The organism is Curtobacterium sp. VKM Ac-2922 (assembly GCF_022815645.1).
Classification (GTDB): domain Bacteria; phylum Actinomycetota; class Actinomycetes; order Actinomycetales; family Microbacteriaceae; genus Curtobacterium.
The window spans coordinates 97,388-112,287 of the sequence record NZ_JALGRO010000004.1 but is presented as its reverse complement, the minus strand read 5'-3'; the positions used below and the strand labels follow the sequence as shown (position 1 = coordinate 112,287).

At 71.8% G+C, this 14,900-nt stretch carries 15 protein-coding genes; 7 read left to right on the top strand and 8 right to left on the bottom strand.

Features of this window, described 5'->3' with window-relative positions; translation table 11 throughout:
• Positions 1–2: 2 nt before the first annotated feature.
• The 4 genes from MT346_RS06065 to MT346_RS06050 all read right to left on the bottom strand — a co-directional run bounded on the left by MT346_RS06065 (position 3) and on the right by MT346_RS06050 (position 2,829).
• The gene (locus MT346_RS06065) at positions 3–689 is read right to left on the bottom strand and encodes a uracil-DNA glycosylase (protein ID WP_243561926.1); all 687 of its coding nucleotides are present in this window, start codon (positions 687–689) and stop codon (positions 3–5) included.
• Positions 690–716: 27 nt separating this feature from the next.
• Positions 717–1,430, bottom strand: a complete 714-nt coding sequence (locus MT346_RS06060) for a Type 1 glutamine amidotransferase-like domain-containing protein (RefSeq protein ID WP_243561925.1) — start codon at positions 1,428–1,430, stop codon at positions 717–719.
• Positions 1,427–1,957: a phosphoribosyltransferase gene (locus tag MT346_RS06055; protein WP_243561924.1), complete on the bottom strand. Its 531-nt coding sequence runs from the start codon at positions 1,955–1,957 to the stop codon at positions 1,427–1,429. The genes MT346_RS06060 and MT346_RS06055 overlap by 4 nt, the downstream gene beginning before the upstream one ends.
• 98 nt (positions 1,958–2,055) lie before the next feature.
• Positions 2,056–2,829, bottom strand: coding sequence for an SDR family oxidoreductase (locus tag MT346_RS06050; protein WP_243561923.1), 774 nt, complete (start codon positions 2,827–2,829; stop codon positions 2,056–2,058).
• 105 nt (positions 2,830–2,934) lie between these two features.
• On the opposite strand from MT346_RS06050, the gene MT346_RS06045 reads away from it, so the two are divergent.
• The 7 genes from MT346_RS06045 to MT346_RS06015 all read left to right on the top strand — a co-directional run bounded on the left by MT346_RS06045 (position 2,935) and on the right by MT346_RS06015 (position 11,442).
• Complete coding sequence (locus tag MT346_RS06045; RefSeq protein ID WP_243561922.1) at positions 2,935–4,017, top strand: acyltransferase family protein; 1,083 nt, start codon at positions 2,935–2,937, stop codon at positions 4,015–4,017.
• A gap of 383 nt (positions 4,018–4,400) precedes the next feature.
• The gene (locus MT346_RS06040) at positions 4,401–5,732 is read left to right on the top strand and encodes a bifunctional o-acetylhomoserine/o-acetylserine sulfhydrylase (protein WP_243561921.1); all 1,332 of its coding nucleotides are present in this window, start codon (positions 4,401–4,403) and stop codon (positions 5,730–5,732) included.
• A 216-nt stretch (positions 5,733–5,948) separates the two neighbouring features.
• Positions 5,949–7,148 carry a homoserine O-acetyltransferase gene (locus tag MT346_RS06035; RefSeq protein ID WP_243561920.1) on the top strand — a complete coding sequence of 400 codons (1,200 nt, stop codon included), beginning with the start codon at positions 5,949–5,951 and terminating at the stop codon, positions 7,146–7,148.
• A 256-nt stretch (positions 7,149–7,404) separates the two neighbouring features.
• On the top strand, positions 7,405–8,562 hold the full coding sequence (locus tag MT346_RS06030; protein ID WP_243561919.1) for a sensor histidine kinase: 1,158 nt from the start codon (positions 7,405–7,407) through the stop codon (positions 8,560–8,562).
• Entirely contained in the window at positions 8,559–9,881 is a 1,323-nt protein-coding gene (locus MT346_RS06025) for a hypothetical protein (RefSeq protein WP_243561918.1), read from the top strand. Before MT346_RS06030 ends, MT346_RS06025 begins: the two co-directional genes overlap by 4 nt.
• 100 nt (positions 9,882–9,981) lie before the next feature.
• Complete coding sequence (locus MT346_RS06020; RefSeq protein WP_243561917.1) at positions 9,982–10,653, top strand: response regulator transcription factor; 672 nt, start codon at positions 9,982–9,984, stop codon at positions 10,651–10,653.
• A 321-nt stretch (positions 10,654–10,974) separates the two neighbouring features.
• On the top strand, positions 10,975–11,442 hold the full coding sequence (locus MT346_RS06015) for a hypothetical protein (protein WP_243561916.1): 468 nt from the start codon (positions 10,975–10,977) through the stop codon (positions 11,440–11,442).
• 16 nt (positions 11,443–11,458) lie between these two features.
• Here MT346_RS06015 and MT346_RS06010 read toward each other — a convergent pair whose 3' ends face one another.
• From MT346_RS06010 to MT346_RS05995, 4 genes are all read right to left on the bottom strand, one after another.
• Positions 11,459–12,724 carry an MFS transporter gene (locus MT346_RS06010; protein WP_243561915.1) on the bottom strand — a complete coding sequence of 422 codons (1,266 nt, stop codon included), beginning with the start codon at positions 12,722–12,724 and terminating at the stop codon, positions 11,459–11,461.
• Positions 12,725–12,875: 151 nt separating this feature from the next.
• Entirely contained in the window at positions 12,876–13,064 is a 189-nt protein-coding gene (locus tag MT346_RS06005) for a hypothetical protein (RefSeq protein WP_243561914.1), read from the bottom strand.
• Positions 13,065–13,170: 106 nt separating this feature from the next.
• The gene (locus MT346_RS06000) at positions 13,171–13,485 is read right to left on the bottom strand and encodes a thiamine-binding protein (RefSeq protein WP_243561913.1); all 315 of its coding nucleotides are present in this window, start codon (positions 13,483–13,485) and stop codon (positions 13,171–13,173) included.
• A complete protein-coding gene (locus MT346_RS05995) occupies positions 13,482–14,810 on the bottom strand; it encodes a hypothetical protein (RefSeq protein WP_243561912.1) in 1,329 nt (442 codons plus the stop codon). The genes MT346_RS06000 and MT346_RS05995 overlap by 4 nt, the downstream gene beginning before the upstream one ends.
• Between the last annotated feature and the right edge of the window lie 90 nt (positions 14,811–14,900).

Genomic DNA, 14,900 nt, shown 5'->3' with positions numbered 1-14,900 from the left:
CGTCACGGCTGGGTCGGCAGCGACCAGTCGACGGGGTGGGCGCCCTGCGCCACGAGCAGGTCGTCGACCTGCGAGAACGGCCGGCTGCCGAAGAACCCGCGCGAGGCACTCAGCGGACTCGGGTGCGCCGACGCGACGACCGGCGTGTCCCCCAGGAACGGCTGCACGGACTTCGCCTGCGCGCCCCAGAGCACCGCGACCAGCGGCTGCTGCCGCGCGACCAGCGCCCGGACGGCCTGTTCGGTCACGCGCTCCCAGCCCTTGCCCCGGTGGCTGCCCGCGTCGCCGGCACCGACGGTCAGCACGCGGTTGAGCAGCATCACGCCACGCTCGGACCACGGCCGCAGGTCACCGTGAACGGGCGGGGTGAGACCGAGGTCGTCGTGGAGTTCGCGGTAGATGTTCGCCAGGCTGCGTGGGACGGGCCGCACGTCGGGGTCGACCGCGAACGACAGGCCGATCGGGTGCCCGGGCGTCGGGTACGGGTCCTGCCCGATGACCAGCACCTTCACCTGGTCGAACGGGTACGTGAACGCGCGGAGCACGGCCGGACCCGCCGGCAGGTACGGGCGCCCGGCTGCTGTCTCCTCGCGCAGCCACTGGCCCATGCGGTGGACGTCGTCCTCGACCGGCGCGAGCGCGCGGGCCCAGCCGGGGTCGACGAGCTGGGACAGGGGTGCCGGTTGCATCGGGTGGCGCTTCCGTGCCGGTCGGGGCTAGGCGCCCATGGTTGCGACCGAGACCGACTCGTCCCCGGAGACCACGCGCCAGACACTGCCGGAGCCGCGGACCTCGAGCGCGCCCTCGCCGACGACGAGCACGGTGTCCTCGTCGATGGCCAGCCCTGCCGTGACGAACTCGGCCTCGGCGCTGGCCACGAGCCGCGCGAGCGTGCCCGCCTGCACCGCGTGCACGTCGATCGTCAGGTCGACCAGGCCGAGCCCCTCGCGGAGCTCCACCTCGTCGAGTCCCTCGGAGGCACCTTCGGGGCAGACCTCGACGCCGCCGACACGCCATCCGCCCACCAGGGCACGGTCGGCGGCGATCATCGCGCCGGCCGAGTAGCCCAGGTACGGCAGACCGTCGGCGACGAGCAGCCGGATCTGGTCGACGAGCGGGGCGATCGCGTCGAGGTAGTCGGGCGTGCGGCCACCCCCGATGACGAGTGCGTCGACGTCGCTGAGCACGCTCGTCGTGAAGGGCTGGCCGGGCGCGACCTCGGTCACCAGCACGTCGGCCGTGTCCGACAGCACCGAGGCGATGTCGGGCGTCGACGACGGGGTGGTCCCGTCGGCGCTGCTGACCGACAGCAGTCCGATGCGGGGCGCGCTGCGGCCGACCGCGGCTGCACGGGCGGTCGCCTCGGCGAGGAAGGGCGTGGCGGCGTCGGACGCGGCGAAGGGTCCGCCGCCGACCAGGTGGATGCTCACGACTCGGCCGTCACCGGTGCGAGGGCGCTCCAGGGGAACGTGATCCAGCCGTCGACCCGACGCCAGACGTGGTCGGGCTCGAGCACGGTGCCGGGCTTCGAGTACAGGCACGCGGTGCGCACGTCGGCACCCGCGCGGGTGATGATGTCGACGACGAGCGCCAGGGTGCGTCCGGAGTCGGAGACGTCGTCGACGACCAGGACGCGCTTGCCGGCCAGGCTGGGGGCGTCGAGCGCGGGGGCGAGCACGACGGGTTCCTCGAGCCGCTGTTCGACGTCGGTGTAGAACTCGACGTTGATCGAGCCGCACTCCTTGGTGCCGAGCGCGTAGGCGACGGCACCGGCGATGATCAGGCCACCGCGGGCGACGGCCACGACGACCTCGGGCTCGAAGCCGGCGGACAGCACGTCCTTGGCGAGCAGGCGGGCCGCGTCACCGAACTCCAGCCAGCCGAGCACCTCGGGGCCGCTCGTCACGGTGACCACAGCTGGCGACGGGGACTCGGCGGGTTCGCTGCTGATCGGCATCCGACCACGGTACCGGCAGGGGCGCCACCGCCGCGACCTGCAGTTGCCGCCCGGGCGCGTGCGGGCGGGTGCGGGCGAGCGGGTGCGGGCGGGTGCGGCTACGCCTTCGGCGCCAGGGCGCCGCGGGCGAGCTTGTGCTGTGCCGACTGGGCCACCGGACGGATGGTGATCAGGTCGAGGTTGACGTGCGGGGGCAGTTCGACGCTGTGCACGATCGCCTCGGCCACGTCGTCGGCGCTCAACGGGTCCTCGACCCCGTCGTAGACCGCAGCCGCCTTGGCCGCGTCGCCGCCGAAGCGCACGAGTGCGAACTCGTCCGTCTTCACCAGCCCCGGCGCGATCTCGACCACGCGGATCGGCTCGCCGTTCAGCTCCAGGCGCAGGGCTCCGACCAGGGCGTGCTCGGCGGCCTTCGCGGCGTTGTACCCGCCGCCGTTCTCGTACGACACGAACCCCGCGGTGCTGGTCACGGTGACGATGTCCGCGCTGCCCTCGGCCCGGGCGCCGTCCCGCAGGTGCGGCAACAGCGCGGCGACGACCCGCTTCGTGCCGATGACGTTCACCTCGAACATCGTGCGCCAGTCCTCGACGTCGGACTCCTCGACCGTGGCCGACCCGAGCGCACCCCCGGCGTTGTTGACCAGCGCGTGGACACCCCCGGTCGCGGCCACATGGGCGGCGAGCGCGGCGACGTCGTCGGCCGAGGTGACGTCGACCACCATCGTCTCGGCGCCTGTCTCGGCGGCGAGCGCCGCCAGCCGGTCGGCGCGGCGGGCGACCGCCAGCACGTCCCAGCCCTGCGCGCGGAAGCGGCGGACGGTCGCTGCTCCGATGCCCGAGCTCGCTCCGGTGACGACGACGCGACGTGCCATGTGGTTCCTCCAGCTGTCCGGCGGTGGCCGACCGGTCGGGTCGGCGTGGTGACGTGGCCACCGTACCGACACCGGGCGGCTCGGTTCCCGGTACCGTGACCGTCGATGACGACCGACGCAGCTCCCCCGGCTCCCTCGGCCCCGGCGACCAGCCTGGAGCCGGGCCGCGCCCGCGTGCGGATCCCGATGTGGGACACCGCGCGGTTCCTGGCGGTCACGCTCGTGGTGATCGGGCACGCCATCCAGCGCCAGACGACCGCGAGCGAGCACGCGCTGGCGCTGTACACGTTCATCTACGCGTTCCACATGCCGGCGTTCGGTGTGATCAGCGGGTACTTCTCGTCGGCGGACACCCCGACGGCCAAGCGGATGCGGCGGACGATCACCGACATCGTCGTGCCGTACATCATCATGCAGACGATCTGGACCGTGGTGCAGGGGATCGTCGAGGGTGGCAAGACGTTCAACCCGACCCAGCCGACGTGGACACTGTGGTTCCTGCTGGCGCTCGGGATCTTCCGGCTGATCCTGCCGTACCTGGCGCAGCTGCGGTGGCCGCTGTTCTGGGCGGTCGTGTTCAGCATCGGCGTCGGGTACTTCGACAACGTCGACTCGACGCTCTCGTTGTCGCGGGCGATCAGCCTGCTGCCGTTCTTCCTGCTCGGATGGCAGGTCAAGCAGTGGGGCGTGTTCGACCGCTGGTACGAGGCCGGTCGCCGCACGGTGGTCCGGGTGCGTCTCGCGGCGGGGCTGGTCTTCCTGGCGTGGGCGGTCTCGTGCGTGGTGTGGATCCCGCAGTTCAAGGAGTTCGACCTGCACCACTGGTTCTTCTACGACGACTCGTACTCCGGCCTGGGCGAGGACGCCTGGTGGGCCGGGGCCGTCCGCTTCGGGCTGATGCTGCTGGCGACCCTGCTGACGGCGTCGTTCCTGGTGCTCGTGCCGCGGCGGAACGTGTGGATCACGCAGTTCGGTGCCGCGACGATGTACGTCTACCTGCTCCACACCTTCGTGCTCTACCCGATCCGCGAGTCCGGCGTGCTGGCCGGTCCGCACTCGGCATGGCCGTTCGTGCTGCTGATGGTGGCGATCGCGTGCGCGGTGAGCCTGTTCCTGGCGCAGCCGTTCGTGCGCCGTGCCATGCGGTGGTTGCTCGAGCCGAAGGTCGGCTGGCTGTTCCGGCAGTGACATCTCCGCGCAGGCGGTCGTCTTCGCTGCGCTCAGTCGGCAGCGCGCGACGTCGCGGCAGGCCGCGACCGATCCCCCGTGGTCACCGCCGACGGACGAGCGCACCGTGCGAGGTTTGCGGTACGTGCGAGGTTGACGGTACGTGCGAGATTGCCCGCCCCGTGCACGGCAACAACCGCGCACCAGCCGGCCAGGTGCGCACCACACGCCAGGCGCGCACCGTGCGCGCGGCGGACGGGAGGCCCGGCTCGCGCCCGCAGCGCGCGTTACGTCACGAGTCGGCAGCGCTGGTGCCCGCCCGGCCACGTCCGTAGCGTGAGCCGCGACGCGCACGTGATCCGAGCCTCCCGGCCGGGACGCCAGCAGACGGACAGGAGCCCGACATGACCGACAACGACGCCGCCCAGTGGCGCTTCGAGACCACGCAGATCCACGCCGGCGCGCAGCCGGACCCGACCACCGGGGCCCGTGCGACGCCGATCTACAAGACGACCTCGTACGTCTTCCAGGACTCCGACCACGCGCGTGACCTGTTCGCGCTGGCGAAGCCGGGCAACATCTACTCGCGCATCATGAACCCGACGAACGACGTCCTCGAACAGCGCATCGCCGCGCTCGAGGGCGGTTCGGGCGCGCTGCTCGTCGCGAGCGGCCAGGCGGCCGAGACGTACGCGGTGCTGAACATCGCGCAGGCGGGCGACCACATCGTGTCCTCGTCGTCGATCTACGGCGGCACGTACAACCTGTTCAAGTACACGCTGGCACGCCTGGGCATCGAGACCACCTTCGTCGAGGACCAGGACGACCCCGAGGAGTGGCGCCGCGCCGTCCGCCCGAACACCAAGCTGTTCTTCGCCGAGACGATCGGCAACCCGAAGATCAACGTGCTCGACATCACGACGGTCGCGGGCATCGCGCACGAGGCCGGCGTGCCGCTCATCGTCGACAACACCATCGCGACGCCGTACCTGATCCGTCCGTTCGAGCACGGCGCCGACATCGTGGTGCACTCCGCGACGAAGTTCCTCGGCGGGCACGGCACGGTCATCGGCGGGATCATCGTCGACGGCGGCACGTTCCCGTGGTCCGAGCACCCGGAGAAGTTCCCCGAGTTCAACACGCCCGACCCCTCGTACCACGGGGCCGTCTTCGCCGAGGCGGTGGGCAACGCGCTGGCCTACATCATCAAGGCGCGGGTGCAGCTGCTGCGCGACCTGGGCGCGTCCAACTCCCCCGACACGGCATTCGCGCTACTGCAGGGCATCGAGACCCTGTCGCTCCGCATCGAACGGCACGTGCAGAACGCGCAGGAGATCGCGGAGTGGCTCGACGCGCACCCGGACGTCGCCACGGTGGCGTACGCGGGCCTGCCGACCTCGCCCTGGTACGGCGCCGCCAGCCGGTACGCACCGAAGGGCGTCGGCGCGGTGCTGTCGTTCGAGCTCAAGGGCGGCGTGGACGCGGGTCGTGCGCTCGTGGACAACCTGACGCTGTTCTCGCACCTGGCGAACATCGGCGACGTGCGGTCGCTCGTCATCCACCCGGCGTCGACCACGCACTCGCAGCTCACGCCCGAGCAGCAGCTGACCACCGGGGTCACGCCGGGTCTGGTGCGCCTGTCCGTGGGGCTCGAGAACGTCGACGACCTGAAGGCGGACCTCGAAGCCGGGCTCGCGGCGGCGCGTGCGGTGTCGCAGGCGGGGCTGCGCGCGTAGCTCCCTCGCTGGCGCCGCGCTCGCGCTGCCGGCGGAACGACGATGCCGCTGTCGCACGACAGCGGCATCGTCGTCTCCGTGGGACACCTCCGCTCGTGCGACAGATCCGATGTCGGACGACGTCCACGGTGTCGCACCGGGCGCGACCCGACCACGCGCCCCGGCGGACGTAACACGGCGGCGCCCGGGCCGCCCGTCCACGAGAATGGACGCACCATGGACTGGCAGACGACTCCCGAGGACTCCGTGCCGTCCACCCTGGTCCCGGGCACCGCGCTCGGCACCCTCGGCAAGCCGCCCGTCACCGGAGCCTGGCGTCCGGGCGACCACCCCGGATCGCGGCGGTTCGTGTCGATCGGCGAGCAGTGGGTCCGCGGCGGCCGCCTGCCGAGCGTGCGGATCGCCTACGAGACCTGGGGCGAGCTCGCACCCGACCGCGACAACGCGATCCTGGTGTTCCACGCACTGACCGGCGACTCGCACGTGACGGGCGACGCCGGCCCCGGCCACCGGACCGCCGGGTGGTGGGGCGACGTCGTCGGGCCGGGCCGGGCGATCGACACCGACCGCTGGTTCGTCGTCGCGCCGAACATGCTCGGCGGCTGCCAGGGTTCGACCGGGCCCTCGTCGGTGGCGCCCGACGGGGTGGAGTGGGGCTCGCGCTTCCCGTTCGTGACCGTGCGCGACCAGGTGCAGGCACAGGTCCAGCTCGCCGACGCGCTGGGGATCGACCGGTTCGCGGCCGTCGTCGGCGGGTCGATGGGCGGCATGCACGCGCTCGAGTTCGCGACGGTGCACCCCGAGCGGGTCGAGCGGCTGGCGGTGCTCGCGAGCACCGCACAGACCACCGCGGACCAGATCGCCGCGAACTCGCTGCAGCGGGCCGCGATCCAGATGGACCCGGGGTTCGCCGGTGGCGACTACTTCGAGGCCGACGCCGGCGAGGGTCCCTCCCGCGGGCTGTCACTCGCCCGGCGGATGGCGATGATGACGTACCGCGCCTCGGACGAGCTGAACGGGCGGTTCGACCGGTCGTGGCAGTCCGACGTGTCACCGCTCGGCGACGACGGCCGGTTCTCGGTGGAGAGCTACCTCGACTTCCACGGCAACAAGTTCACCCGCCGGTTCGACGCCTCGACGTACGTCACGCTGACCCACGCGATGGACTCGCACGACCTCGGGGCGGGGCGCGGCGGGGTGGCGGCCGCGCTCGGCCGGATCTCGGCGCGCACCCTCGTCGTCGGGATCTCGAGCGACCGGCTGTTCCCGGTCGAGGACCAGCACCGGATCGCGGCCGGGGTGCCGGGAGCGATCGACGGTGACCGTGCGGCGGTCATCGCGAGCGAGTTCGGGCACGACGGGTTCCTCATCGAGCACCAGGCGGTCGGGGAACACCTGCGCCGACTGCTCGACTGAGCGCGTGCGGTGACGACTCCATCGCGCCCGCGATAACGACTTCGTTGCCAAACCCAACGACCTGGCGCGCCGAACGACCCCCATCGGGTGTCCCCCGTGGAATGATGGCCGAGTGTCGGTCACGACCGAGGCTCGCGTTTCCCAACCGCTCGCGAACCCGAACGGACGGGCACCGGAAAGAGCAGCACCTGCACCACCGCGTGTCGACGACGACACGCGTCCCACGACGACCGACGACATCTCTCTCAGGACACCGATGGAACTCATCGCACAGGAACGTGACCGGCTCCTCCGGTCGACGACCCGTGTCGTCGGCATCGTCTGCACGCTGATCAGCCTGGTCAGCGTCCTCTGCTCGTTCGCGGTGCCGGCCGGTCCCCTGGCGATCGGCGTCGCCTGCATCGTCGTGATGATCGGCGCGCTCGTGGTCTTCGGCTGGAACGGCGCCGTCTGGTGGACCGCCCTGGCGCAGGTCTCGGGCCTGTCCGCACTGCTCGTCCTGACCACCGCGACCACCGGCGAGGACCGGCTCGTCGTCGCGAGCGGCCTGGTCCCGCTGGCTGCCGGTGGGCTGTCCTCGCTGTTGATGGCGCAGCGCGGGCACCTGGCCGGACTCGGACTGTCGGTCCTCGGCGGTGCGGCGTCCCTGGCGATCATGGTGCACGCGACCGGGTCGGTCCTCAACACCACGGTCGGCGGCACCGCGCTCGGCTGGATCCTGACGGCGGTCGTCGCGTACTGGATCTCGCTCAGCATCCCCCGGGTCGCCCGCCGCATCTACAGCATCGGCACCGCCCACCGCGCCGAACGTCAGGCCAGCGAGACCGAGGCCCAGCGCCGACAGGGCGCCCGGCTGCTGCACGACACGGTCCTCGCCACGCTCACCCTGCTGGCGCACTCCGGCCGTGGTGTCTCCGAGCAGGCCATGCGCGAGCAGGCAGCCGAGGACGCCCGCCTGCTCCGGCACCTGCGCCTCGGTGCGACCCCGCAGCCGCAACAGTCCGGCGACTACTCCCTGACCCGCGCCGAGGAGTCTCCGCTCGGGCAGACCCTCGAGTCGGTCAAGCAGCGGTTCGGCCGGATGGGCCTCGAGGTCAGCTGGCACGGCACCGGGCAGGTCCTGCTGCCGTCGCACGTGCTCGATGCGTTCCTGCTCGCGCTGGCCGAGTGCCTCGAGAACGTCCGCCGGCACGCGGGTGTCGCCGAGGCGCACGTCACGATCGTCCACGACAACGACATGGTCCGTGCGATGGTCACCGACTCCGGTGTCGGGTTCGAGATCGGCGCCATCGACGAAGAGCGCCTCGGCTTCAAGGAGAGCGTCGTGAACCGTCTGCGCGAGGTCGGCGGTGACGCGCGGCTGTTCTCCGCGCCGGGCTCCGGCACCACGGTCGTCCTGGAGGCACCACGATGAGCCGACTGCCAGAGGACACCATCAACCGCGGACTCCCGGGCGAGCCGCAGCAGCCCGCTCCGCGGACCCGACGGGAGGCCCGTGAGCGGTACCGGGGCACGGAACGTCGGCAGGCGCGCGGCCTCCCCTCCACCTCCACCGGCGCACGCTCGCTGCGGCAGGCCGCGAAGCCGGGGGCGTCACTCGGTGCGGGGCACCTCGGCCTGGGTGCCGCTGTCCTGACCGCGGTCGAGGCCGTGGCCGGCATCGCGCTCTTCCTGACCCGGTGGAACGACTACTCGATGCCGTGGCTGCCGGCGGCGGCCTGGATCCTCTTCGCCATCGCGTCGGTCGGTGTCGCGCTGAGCGTCATGACGTACGGCGAACGCCTGACCGGTGTCGCGTTCGTGCTGATCTGCGTCGTGCTCGCGTGCGTCGTGACGCTCGACTTCATCGGCGTGTGGCCCGAGCACGACCTGGCCCACACGGCGACCGCGTCGGTCGCGGCCGGGTTCGCCCTGCTGCCCGTCGCGACCCTCCGTCCGGCGCGCGAGGTCGCGACCGCGATCACGGTGCTCGGGCTGGCGTTCGTGGCGATGTCGATCGCCTCCACGCCGATCACGGCCGACACGATCCCGGGGCTGTTCTCGATGCTCGCCCTGGTCGTCGTGCCGCCGTCGGTGGCCATCTTCGTCACGCACCGCTTCCGGCAGCTGGTGCAACGCGAACTCGACCGGGTGCTCGTGCAGTCGAACGTCACGGCACCCCAGTTCGCCGTCGGGATGCTGGCGTCGGACGAGCTCGCGCGCCTCGACCTGGCCGCCGAGAAGCTCCTGGACGCCGTCGCCAACGGGACGGACCCGCTGCCCCTGTCCGACGCGTCCTCGTCGGTCGCCGCCTCACTGGCCACCGAACTCCGCCTGCACCTGATCGAGGGCCGCCGTGAGACCTGGCTCTACCACGCGATCACCGAGTCCGACCACCTGGGACGTGCGGTCAGTGTCGCCGACCCCGGGTCGCTCGCCGGTCACCTGACGCCGGCCCAGCGTGACGGACTGCTGCAGGCGCTGTGGCAGATGGTCGGCGACGGACGTGGACTGCAGCCCGGGGTCCCGATGGTGTCGGTGACGCTCGGGCCCGTCGGCAGCGACGGTCACCCGGTGACCGACGACACGATGGACGTGCCGATCGTCATCGAGTCCCGCGGGATCCCCCGTCGGCGACTCGGACCGGCGACCTGGAGCGGTCTCGCCCGGATCGGCCCGTACACCGACACGATGCGGGACGGCGCGGTCCACGTCCACGCCCACTGCGTCGTGAGCCGGCACCCCACGATGTGACGTGTCCCGACGCGCTTGCCGGACACCCGGACAGCCTGCGCCACCCGAGTGCGCCCGCCACCTAGGCTCGGCCACGCAGACCACGAGAAAGGACGCCAGCATGGCGACTCCAGAGCAACCGATCCGACTCGCCCTCGTCGACGACCACAGGATGCTCCTCGGCGCGCTCACCGAGTGGATCCGCGGTGCCGCCGACGACATCACGCTCGTCGCCGCCGTGACGACCTGGCCCGAGCTGCTCACCAGCCCGGCGTTCCCGGTCGATGTCGTGCTCCTCGACCTCGACCTGAAGGACTCGATCCCGGTCTCGTTGAAGATCTCGACGCTCAAGACCGCCGGTGTGAAGACCGTCGTCATGAGCACGTACTCCGAGCCGAACGTCGTGCGCGAGGCCCTCGGGTCCGGAGCGCTCGGCTACCTGGTCAAGAGCGAGGACGCCGAGATGATCGTCGAGGCGATCCGGTCGGCGCAGCGCGGCGAGCAGTACGTGTCCGCCGAACTCGACCTGGCGATCAACAGCGGCGACGTGGGTGGTGTCCCGAAGCTCAGCGCGCAGGAACGTCGTGTCATGGCACTGTACGGCGGCGGCGAGCCCGTCAAGAGCGTCGCGTACCAGCTCGGCATCTCGGAGGAGACCGCCAAGAGCTACCTCAAGCGCATCCGCGAGAAGTACCGCGTGGCCGGCTTCGACGTGGGCACGAAGGTGGCACTGCGCAAGCGCGCCATCACCGACGGCATCATCTTCGAGGACGGCAGCCCGCACGGGCTGTAGCCCCCGCGGCTCCTGTTCGGCAGTTTCTCCCTCTCGATCGGCCCCGACTGGTCACGACTCCCCGCTCGCCTTCGCCGAGCGGTCACGGATCGTCGGCCGGACCGGGGCCGATCGACGTTCTCCGACCACTCGGTGCAGCGCGGACGGGGTGTCGCGACCACTCGACGGCCGGGTTGACGGGTCGCGCGGCCCTACGATCGAGTCGTGGCACCATCGAACCCGCCGGACGGCACCCGCGGACCCCGACGGCGACCTGCGGCCAGACGACGACACACCGCTTCCACTCTCCGTCGACGTCACCCCGTCGTCACGGCGCTGGCGATGGCCACGTACCTGGTCCTCGCCGCGGTCACCGTCGCGTGTGTCGCCATCACCGTCGCCGAGCGGGCGTCCCTTCGGGAACCGGTCCACTGGGGCACCTTCACGGCGAAGCACGTCTCGTGTGAGCCCGCGCGGTACGGCGAGACGTGCACGGCGTTCGGGAACTGGACCGCCGACGACGGCAACCGCACGCTGCACGACGTCAGCCTGGACGACGGCGGGTTCTCGCCTGACGAGGTACCGACTGCACCGGTGCGCGCCGGGTGGCGCGACGTCGACGCTGAGGACGACGGTCTGCCGACCATCGTGTACGACCGCGAGTCGATCGATCTCGGGTGGGTCGGGCCGGCGCTGACGGCGGTCGGGGTCACCGCACTCGGCGTCTTCCTGGCCGGCCGGTGGGGCGACCTGCAACGGCTCTGGCGGCGATGGCAGCGCCCGCGACGCCGCGGCGCCACAACAGCGTGACCCAGCCGTCCGCTGCTCAGGCGGTGGGGACCGGCGCCGTGATCGGGCCCGTCGACGGGTGCCGGCTGGTCAGCCGCGCGCGCCGGGTCGTCCGACGCTCGACGCTGTAGCTGACCGCCGTCATGCCGACACCGAGGAGCGCCAGGCCGATGCCGAGCCACCCCGGCGCGACGAACCCGAACCCGGCGGCGATGACCGCGCCACCCAGGGCCGCGCCGAGCGAGTTGCCGATGTTGAAGGCCGAGTGGTTCAGCGCCGCGGCGATCGTGCGCGCATCACCCGCGACGTCCATCAGCCGCGACTGGACGGCGGGCGGGATGGCCGACGACGTGGCGCCGAGCAGGAACGCCCCGACGAAGACGCCGACGGTCCACTGCGCCGTCAGCACGATGAACAGCAGCGACGCGATCAGCGCCAGCATGCCGATGTAGATCGTGCGCTTGACGCTGTGGTCGGCCAGGTGCCCGCCGAGGATCCCGCCGACCACCATGCCGAGCCCGACCACGACGAGCACGAGCGGCACGACGGCTTCGGGCAGTCCGGTCACGGTGGTGACCAGCGGCGAGATGTACGAGTACACGGCGAAGAACCCACCGAAGCCGACGGCCCCGAGCCCCATCACGAGCCAGACCTGCGGCACACGGAACGCCCGGAGCTCGCGGCCGATCGACGCGGACTGGTCGCGGGCGGAGCGCGGCACGAACGCGGCGACGGCCAGGAACGTGGCCACGAAGAGCACGGCGACGACGCCGTACGCCACGCGCCAGCCGGCGTTCTGCCCCACCCAGGTGATGGCCGGCACACCGATGACGTTGGCGACGGACAGCCCGAGCAGCACCATCGCGATGCCCTTGCCGCGCTTGCCCGGCCCCATGATGTCGCCGGCGACGATGGACGCGATGCCGAAGTAGGCGCCGTGCGGCAGGCCGGCGACGAATCGTGCCAGGAGCACCAGGCCGAACGAGGGCAGCAGTGCGCTGGCGATGGTGGCCAGGACGAAGCCGATGAGCAGGACGAGCAAGAGGCCCTTGCGGGGGAACTTCGCGCTCATCGCCGCGATGGTCGGGGCACCGACGACGACGCCCAGCGCGTAGGCACTGACGAGCCACCCGGCGTGCGCGATCCCGGCGTCCGGGTCGGCGGCGTACTGCGTGGGCAGCAGCGCCTGCGCGATGTTCGGCAGCAGCCCCATCGCGACGAACTCGGTCGACCCGATGGCGAACCCGCCCAGGGCGAGTGCGGTGATGGCGAGCGCGCGACGCGCCGGCGAGAGCTGGGACATGTGCCTGGTCTTCGAACGTGGTTGGCGGTCGGGTCCGTACCGGGCCCGTCAGGCGGGGTACCCGGTCAGTGTAGACCGCTCCAACGCGTCGATGGAAGCCCCGGCCGAATCGATTCGACCAGAACCGAAGGGCCGTCCTGCAGCAGGACCGTCAGGCGGCGCGGCGCTCTTGCTCGTGCTCGACGACGCGGTGCTCCGGCGAATCGTCACGGTGCACCCACCCGGCACCACACTCCGTGCACGTCGCCCAGGCGCTGCCCGACGCGGCGTCACGATCGACGACGACCGTCTGCGTGTCGCAGTCGTCGCACCAGCCGTCGTGCATCTCGTCGTGCAGCATCGCTGACTCCTCGCCCTGTCGGCGCCACCGGTCGTGACTGCCTGCGGCCATGACACACCCGACCACCGACATCACCGGCAACCCGGGCGGCGTGTCGGACGAGGACTCAGGAACCGTCCCCGAGCGCGGCTTCGAGACGCGACACCTTGCCGTCGAGCTCCCCGGTCCACCCCGGGCGGATGTCGGCCTTCAGCACGAGCGACACCCGCGTGCCGTACTCCCCCACGGCCTCGGTGGCGCGCTTGACGACGTCCATGACCTCGTCCCACTCGCCCTCGATCTCGGTGAACATCGACGACGTGCGGTTCGGCAACCCGGAGTCGCGGACGACCCGCACGGCTGCCGCGACGGCATCGTGCACGGACCCGTCGGACTGTGCGGACGGCCCACCGGAGGGAGCGACGGAGAAGGCGACGATCATGCGTCCATCCTGCCCCTCGGCGGACGCGTCCGCGCAGGACCGTCCGCACCAGACACGCCGTCCGAGCCAGCCGCGCCAGCGGCGGCAGCCGTGCCAGCACCAGCACCGACGCGCCCCCGCGTCCCTCCCAGCCCCATCCGCACCACCGCGACGACGGCCCACACCAGCAGCGCGACCTCGAGCACGTTCCGGAGCGTCAGCACGACCAGGATCCACGGCTGCACGGTGAGCACCTGGTCGTAGTAGCCGGGGTAGATCACCTGCGTCAGCAGCGCCATCGGCACCGCGGCGATCGCGACCGGCAGGAACCGGCGGGCGCTGCCCCGTCCGGCGACCAGTCCCCACACGATCGGCACCGCGAACCACCCGACGTACTGCGGCGACCCGACCTTGTTCGTCGCGATGAGCGCCGCGACGAACAGCAGCGCGAGCACCGGCGCGACGTCCGTACGACGAGCGCCACGGCCGACCGCCCACGCCGCCAGCAGGACCCCGCCGAGCACGACGACCGTCATCAGCGGTGTCGAGAGCGCCGCGGCCAGGTGGGTGCCGGCGCCCGAGACCTCGAAGGTCAGGATGCCCGTGTCGTAGTAGACCGCGGCACCGGGCACGTGCGCGGCGGCGGCCCACATGAACGGCGTCGCGAGCGGCGACTCGATCTGCAGCGCACGGCCGGACTGCTGGCCGACGAACGACAGCAGGTACGCCGCGCCGCCGAACAGCACGTCGACCAGCACGACGACGGCGGTGACGGTCAGCGCCCCGACGACCACACCGCGACGGTGGCCGCGCCGCAGCACCAGCAGCACGCCGACGAGCGCCGCGGGCCACACCTTGACCCACGCGGCGGCGGTGAACACCGCGGAGGCCACGGCCGGCCGGGTCGCGACGAAGCACACGCCGATCATCGCGACGGCCGTCGCGACGGTGTCGATCCGCCCGAGCCCGATCGGCCCCAGCGCGAGCAGGAAGAGCAGCCACCACCACACGACCCGGACGCCGAGCGCGCGGAACCGCCAGAGGAACACGCAGGCGACCGCGTCGAGCACGACCATGAGCGCGAGCCACCCGGTGGCGATGTGCTCGACACCACCGATCGCCGCGGCGGCCATCGGCAGGATCGCCAGGATCGGGTAGACCCAGGCGGTGTCGGTGCCGACCCAGACGTGGTCGGTCAGCCCGGTCGCGATCCACCGTCGGTAGGTGATCTCGACGTCACCGATCGGCTGGTTGGGCAGCGTCGTGGCGAGCCACCACAGCACGGCGTGGACCGCCAGGAACGCGACCGCTGCGCCGACGGGCGCGAACCACCTGGACTGCTGCACCGGACGAGCGTAACTTCCCCGGTGCACGAGACGGACTGGAGGCGCGGTGCCAGCTGGCACCGCGCCTCCTGTCCGTCTGCTGCCGCGGTC

Excerpts from the sequence above, each read along its gene's own strand:
- MT346_RS06015 (WP_243561916.1), top strand. The coding sequence starts at position 10,975 with ATGGCCACGTACCTGGTCCTCGCCGCGGTCACCGTCGCGTGTGTCGCC.
- MT346_RS06035 (WP_243561920.1), top strand. The coding sequence starts at position 5,949 with ATGGACTGGCAGACGACTCCCGAGGACTCCGTGCCGTCCACCCTGGTC.
- MT346_RS06000 (WP_243561913.1), bottom strand. The coding sequence starts at position 13,485 with ATGATCGTCGCCTTCTCCGTCGCTCCCTCCGGTGGGCCGTCCGCACAG.
- MT346_RS06025 (WP_243561918.1), top strand. The coding sequence starts at position 8,559 with ATGAGCCGACTGCCAGAGGACACCATCAACCGCGGACTCCCGGGCGAG.
- MT346_RS06005 (WP_243561914.1), bottom strand. The coding sequence starts at position 13,064 with ATGCTGCACGACGAGATGCACGACGGCTGGTGCGACGACTGCGACACG.
- MT346_RS06040 (WP_243561921.1), top strand. The coding sequence starts at position 4,401 with ATGACCGACAACGACGCCGCCCAGTGGCGCTTCGAGACCACGCAGATC.
- MT346_RS06050 (WP_243561923.1), bottom strand. The coding sequence starts at position 2,829 with ATGGCACGTCGCGTCGTCGTCACCGGAGCGAGCTCGGGCATCGGAGCA.
- MT346_RS06030 (WP_243561919.1), top strand. The coding sequence starts at position 7,405 with ATGGAACTCATCGCACAGGAACGTGACCGGCTCCTCCGGTCGACGACC.
- MT346_RS06065 (WP_243561926.1), bottom strand. The coding sequence starts at position 689 with ATGCAACCGGCACCCCTGTCCCAGCTCGTCGACCCCGGCTGGGCCCGC.
- MT346_RS06010 (WP_243561915.1), bottom strand. The coding sequence starts at position 12,724 with ATGTCCCAGCTCTCGCCGGCGCGTCGCGCGCTCGCCATCACCGCACTC.
- MT346_RS06055 (WP_243561924.1), bottom strand. The coding sequence starts at position 1,957 with ATGCCGATCAGCAGCGAACCCGCCGAGTCCCCGTCGCCAGCTGTGGTC.
- MT346_RS06045 (WP_243561922.1), top strand. The coding sequence starts at position 2,935 with ATGACGACCGACGCAGCTCCCCCGGCTCCCTCGGCCCCGGCGACCAGC.
- MT346_RS06020 (WP_243561917.1), top strand. The coding sequence starts at position 9,982 with ATGGCGACTCCAGAGCAACCGATCCGACTCGCCCTCGTCGACGACCAC.